This window comes from uncultured Paenalcaligenes sp., from assembly GCF_947630565.1.
Taxonomy (GTDB): Bacteria; Pseudomonadota; Gammaproteobacteria; order Burkholderiales; family Burkholderiaceae_B; genus Paenalcaligenes; species Paenalcaligenes faecalis.
Genome location: NZ_CANRIC010000076.1, coordinates 1 through 5,265, shown reverse-complemented (window position 1 = coordinate 5,265; position 5,265 = coordinate 1). Strand labels below are relative to the sequence as shown.

6 protein-coding genes and 1 tRNA gene are annotated in these 5,265 nt (G+C 44.3%); 3 read left to right on the top strand and 4 right to left on the bottom strand.

Translation table 11 applies throughout. The annotated features are described in order from the left end of the window. Positions 1 to 11 precede the first annotated feature (11 nt). Positions 12 to 88: transfer RNA gene (locus Q0Z62_RS10470), tRNA-Pro, on the bottom strand. A 140-nt stretch (positions 89 to 228) separates the two neighbouring features. Here Q0Z62_RS10470 and Q0Z62_RS10465 point away from each other — a divergent pair. Both Q0Z62_RS10465 and Q0Z62_RS10460 read left to right on the top strand, forming a co-directional pair. Further along, a complete protein-coding gene (locus tag Q0Z62_RS10465; RefSeq protein WP_269899854.1) occupies positions 229 to 390 on the top strand; it encodes a DUF2158 domain-containing protein in 162 nt (53 codons plus the stop codon). 1 nt (position 391) lies between these two features. Beyond that, positions 392 to 1,645, top strand: coding sequence for a DUF445 domain-containing protein (locus tag Q0Z62_RS10460; RefSeq protein WP_298054307.1), 1,254 nt, complete (start codon positions 392 to 394; stop codon positions 1,643 to 1,645). On the opposite strand, the gene Q0Z62_RS10455 is transcribed toward Q0Z62_RS10460, so the two are convergent. After that, the gene (locus Q0Z62_RS10455) at positions 1,642 to 2,328 is read right to left on the bottom strand and encodes a DUF3820 family protein (RefSeq protein ID WP_298054304.1); all 687 of its coding nucleotides are present in this window, start codon (positions 2,326 to 2,328) and stop codon (positions 1,642 to 1,644) included. The two genes, Q0Z62_RS10460 and Q0Z62_RS10455, sit on opposite strands and share 4 nt — an antisense overlap. Before the next feature lie 287 nt (positions 2,329 to 2,615). Between Q0Z62_RS10455 and Q0Z62_RS10450 the strand changes: the two genes are divergently transcribed. Further along, a complete protein-coding gene (locus Q0Z62_RS10450) occupies positions 2,616 to 2,987 on the top strand; it encodes a NirD/YgiW/YdeI family stress tolerance protein (RefSeq protein ID WP_298054300.1) in 372 nt (123 codons plus the stop codon). 114 nt (positions 2,988 to 3,101) lie between these two features. On the opposite strand, the gene Q0Z62_RS10445 is transcribed toward Q0Z62_RS10450, so the two are convergent. Together Q0Z62_RS10445 and Q0Z62_RS10440 are read right to left on the bottom strand one after the other, a co-directional pair. Next, positions 3,102 to 4,466: a TrkH family potassium uptake protein gene (locus Q0Z62_RS10445; protein WP_298054294.1), complete on the bottom strand. Its 1,365-nt coding sequence runs from the start codon at positions 4,464 to 4,466 to the stop codon at positions 3,102 to 3,104. A gap of 6 nt (positions 4,467 to 4,472) precedes the next feature. Then, on the bottom strand, positions 4,473 to 5,126 hold the full coding sequence (locus Q0Z62_RS10440; RefSeq protein WP_298054289.1) for a TrkA family potassium uptake protein: 654 nt from the start codon (positions 5,124 to 5,126) through the stop codon (positions 4,473 to 4,475). Between the last annotated feature and the right edge of the window lie 139 nt (positions 5,127 to 5,265).

Sequence of the window (5,265 nt, the reverse complement as noted above, 5' to 3'; positions counted from 1 at the left end):
TAGGGTAATTTTGGTCGGGACGGAGTGATTCGAACACTCGACCCCTTGCACCCCATGCAAGTGCGCTACCAGGCTGCGCTACGCCCCGAAAGATGTAACTATAGCATGTTGAATTAAATTTTGTCAAATGCAGGTAAAAGGTACTTTTTGTCGGCATTTGCTTTAAAATCAACACTTGGCATAGTTGCCACGCTGTAATTAAAGCGCAATTATATAGGAAAATAAAAAATGTTTCAAATAGGTGATGTGGTAAAGCTAAAAAGTGGTGGTCCTTCGATGACAGTGACTCAGCTTGGCTTAACGCATGGTCGGGTAGAGTGTGCCTGGTTTGATTGCGAGGGTAATTTAAAAACCGCTTTTATTCATTCTAAAGCGCTACAAGAGGTGTAATGTGCGGGGTTGGCCACAGACGGCATTAGCAAAAAGCAAATACTTAGCCACCTCTTTGTTGGTGGCGGCTTTTGTGTTGTTTGTGGTGGCAAAGTGGTTGAACGATGGTGAGGTATATTGGGGCTATCTGATTGCATTTGCAGAGGCCGCAATGGTGGGGGCGTTGGCGGATTGGTTTGCTGTGACTGCGCTGTTTAGGCATCCGCTGGGGCTGCCTTTTCCTCACACCGCTATTATTCCACGCAGTAAAGCGCGTATTGCTGATAATTTAGGCGATTTTATTTGCGAGCATTTTTTGTCTACCGATCAGGTCATGCAAAAAATAGATCAAATGCAATTGCCTCGTCAGGTTATGCGCTGGTTGGCCCGCAGGAAAAATGCTGAGTTGATCGCTAGCTATACAACCATAGTGGCGCAGCATAGTTTAACGGCGCTACGCGATGTACGCGCTCAGCAGTTTATTCAACAAACCACACTTGATCAGCTGAAAAAAATAAATATGGCTCAATTCGGTGGCCAAGTGTTGCAGCTATTGACGCAGGATCAACGCCATCAAGAGCTGTTAAATGTGGTTTTACAAAAGATTAGCCATCTTGTGCAAACGCCTGAGGTACAAGCTGTTATTGCTGAAAAAATCGCATTAGAGCTCAAACGTACCGTACATATTAAAAAACTAAGTCATTATTTAGGGGATTGGGGTACAGAAAAAATTGTCAATATGATTGCTAAGGAGGTAGCCGCCATCGCAGATGATCCCCATCATGAGTTACGTTATCGCTTTCATGCTTATGTTCAGACGATGATTACACGGCTACAAAGGGACCCAGCATTTACTGCAAAAATGGCGGATATTCAACAGCAAATTCTGGAAAATCCAGAGTTAAAAGACTATGTGCAAGGGCTATGGGGCCAGTTGGTGGATTGGCTAGAGCAGGATTTGCATGCCAATCATTCTCTATTACGTAAAAAAATGACGCAAGCCGTGCGTCAAATGGCACAGCACATTTTAAAAGATGCAGGCATGCAGCACTTATTAGATGAGAAGTTAAAACAAATTGCCCCACGTTTGATAGAAACCTATCGTGTACGCATAGCAAGATATATTACCGACCGCGTGAATGCGTGGGAGGACAACGAGTTGGTTTACCAGCTAGAGCATGCCATTGGTAAAGACTTGCAATATATTCGCATTAACGGCACCGTTGTAGGGGGTGCCGTTGGTTTAGTTATTCACTTTATTGGCCGCTATTTTTAAATCGCTGGGTGATTGGCGGCTTTTTGTTTTTGAATGGCTAATTTGATGTAGGGGTCCATGCTGTCTTGTCGCAGCACCCATTCCTGATAGTCAACGGGTAAATCAGTAATAGCGACCCCCTTGTGTTTGCCAAAGGGCATCACCAGGGGCAGGCGTGCGATTTCGGACTGCTCCCATAATTGTTCCCAGCTAGTGATAGGGGTAGGGAGCAAGGCGATTAACTCTCTGAGTATATACATACAGTTCTGTACGTCAGCAAGGGCCGAGTGTGCTGTTTTTAAGCGCTCTCTAGCATGAGGCCGAAAAAAATAATACATCAGTGCTGATTGACTGTGGCTATCTAGTTTAGGCAGAACACGACGGCTAAGGGCTAAGGTACAAATGCGTTTTACCTCGGGTTGACCTGCCATATTCCAGTCGTAGTCAATATTATGGCCAATCATATACTGCGCATCAGCTGGAAATGAAAACTCTGTACAGGGTGGACAGTTTTCTAGCTCTTCATCATAAATATGATGCACAGCAAGAGCACCTAAGGTGTTTGGGTGACGGGGTTTATAACGTTGTTCAAACTGGCTGATAACCTGCAATGTATTGGGGTCATCAACCTGTAACCAGGCGGCCTCGATGATATCAGGTTGCTGGGAGCCAGTGGTTTCAGTATCAAAAATATATGCATTCATGGTGTGGTAGGGGTTATTTGTCTTGTGATAATCATACCGTAAAACGGCTAAGTAACCGAAGTGATAGGGTTGTGCGGATATGTAACAGGTTTGCTTTGCATTTAATTTTTTAAGCTATTGATTTTAAACTGTTATTTTCTTTGGCTTATTTTTATGGTTTACTTTTTGATAGAAAACTGACTTTACGAATCCGTTGAAGTCGTTATGATGAAACTGTGCCTTGCGCTTAGTTGTTATGACAAATGACGAATTAAGCGCTGGGTTTTTGAATGATAACGGAGGTGTTTATGTTAAATATAAATGTAAAAACAACAGTAGCTGCTGCAGTGATTACTTTGGCGGGCGTTAGTGGCGCAGCATTGGCGGATACTACTCCACACGAGCAAATGCAGCCTGTGGCCACATCCGTTGCGCAGATTCTTCAAGAAACTAAAGATGATCAACGCGTATCACTGCGTGGACAAATTACGAAACAAATCTCAAAGGAAAAGTTTATTTTCACAGATGGTAGTGGTGAAATTCAGCTCGATATTGATGATGACCTAACCGCTAAAACGCCTATTAATCCTCCCGTCGAGGTGGAGATTATCGGCGAGGTAGATAAAGGAATTGTCAGTGACACAGAGATTGAAGTGAAAAGCTACACCTTAGTTAACTAAAGGTAGTCATTCATAGCGAGTTCTTATGATGCATCAAAAAACCCAAAAAACGGATCAGCTGTCTGTTTTTTGGGTTTTTGTTGGCTACTAAAGTTCAGTCTGAAATCAATATCGTTAACCGACTTGAAAGTGACCCTCTGGATAGCGGATGCGGCTGCGACGACGAGTGGCCAGACTATAGACTAAGGTAAGAGGTCCTAATCGTCCGGCAAACATCAAAAGAGTGAGCATGCATTGACTCGGCAAGGAGAGTTCACCCGTAATACCAAAGCTCATGCCTGTTGTCGTGATGGCAGACATCACCTCGAACATGACGCTTCTAAAGGGCAGATTATCAAAAATAGTGATAAACAAGAGCCCAAAGAAAAAGAGCCCAAAGGTAATTAAGACTAAGGATAAGGATTTTTGTACGGTCTCTGGTGATACGGTACGATGCATGAGAACGACTTCTTCGCGATGGCGCAAGTAGGATACGACCGCAGCCAGTAAAACAATAAATGTGCCTAGTTTAATACCACTGGCTGTACTGAGTGATCCACCCCCGATAAACATATACACCATGATGAGTAGGGTGGAGCTGTCTTTCATATTTGCTGCATCCATGGCTACAAAGCCAGAGGTACGGCTAGAGATAATTTGCAGCCAAGAGGCTGTGGCTTGCTCAAACCAAGGCAAATGACCAATCGTCCCCGCATTTTTATGTTCAAAGGTCCAGATTGCTAAAAAGCCTAATACGTTAAGCGCTAAAGTACCTAGAAGAATAATTTTGCTATAGGCCGATAGGAGCGACCACCTTTTTTTGCGTAATAGATTCATGATGACGGGAAAGCCTAAGCCACCTAAAATAATCATCAGAGAAAGCGTAAAGATGCTGAGAGGGTCATGGGTTAAACCGATCAGGCTATTTTCATATAAAGCCATCCCTGCATTATTAAATGCCATCGTGACATGAAAATAGGCTTGATAGGCGGCTTGCTTAAGCTCCATGCGCTGGCCCCACCAAAAGGTTAGCCACAGCATGGTGATGCCTTGTATGGTAAAGGCGATTTTCAATACAGAAAAAGCCGTCTGGCGAATCCGAGACACGCTGGTTTGGTTAAAGGCCTCTAGAGCCAGAGCTTGTTGTTGTAGGCTAATACGCTTGCCTAACGTAATGGCTGCTAATACGGCAAAGGTAACAAAACCTAGGCCGCCAATTTGTACCAGAATCGTAATTAAGACCTGTCCCGGAATGCTTAGTACCGTAGCAGGTTCGATCACGGTGAGGCCTGTGACGGTGACCGCAGAGGTGGCGGTAAAAAAAGCCTCAAACCAACTAATAGGGCTACGTGTTGCAAACGGCATTTTCAAAAGCACCGTGCCTAGGATAATTAATCCTAAAAAGCCCATGGCTAAGACAATAGGTGGGCTTGCAGGTAAATGTGTTGTAGGAAGGCTGCCTTGTTTGCGTAGTAATCGAAAAGGCCAGATACGTAACATAGCGGGTTAGATAAGCTTTGGCGCAATGGTACGCAGCACGCTCAAGGGGCCAAATAGCACTAAAATATCTTTGGCTTGCAAGATAAAGTCGTCGGCAGGGCGCACTAAAATCTGAGTTTTACGTTTGATCAATAAGACCTCAACCACATCATTATTAGTATGTAGTACATCACCAATACTGATGTCATCCAGACGTTCGCTGGCTGTGATCTCAACCACGAACTCCCCATTACCTAATGAAATATAGTCATTGACCATGGGATAGCTCAACATCTGTGCCACCCGAATGCCCATTTCTTCTTCGGGGTGAATAATGCGGTCTACACCTAGTTTGCTTAGGATCAGGTGCTGAGCGTGCGAGATGGCTTTGACCCAGATTTTGCTAGCGCCAACGGCTTTTAGATGCACCACACAGACTAAAGAGGCTTGGATATCGTCGCCAATTGCAATGAGAACCACATCATAATTATCTAAGCCCAGCTCATCCACAGCCGCTTTGTCAGTGACGTCAGCAATCACTGCGCGGGTAAGGTGGTCAGCGTATTTATCAACGACTTTACTGTTGTTGTCTATACCCAGTACAGAGTGACCCATCTTCATTAGCTCTAACGAAGCCGCAGAGCCAAATCGCCCTAGACCGATGACAGCAAATTGAGCCATATATGTACCTTAATGAGAAGGATTTGATTGGGCTTCAGGCCAAATAAAACTGAGCTGATGGCCTTGTTGTTTGATATGAATGGATTGATGCAGTGTTGCCCTTCGTAAGTGACATAGACCTGATAGGTACCATAATCAA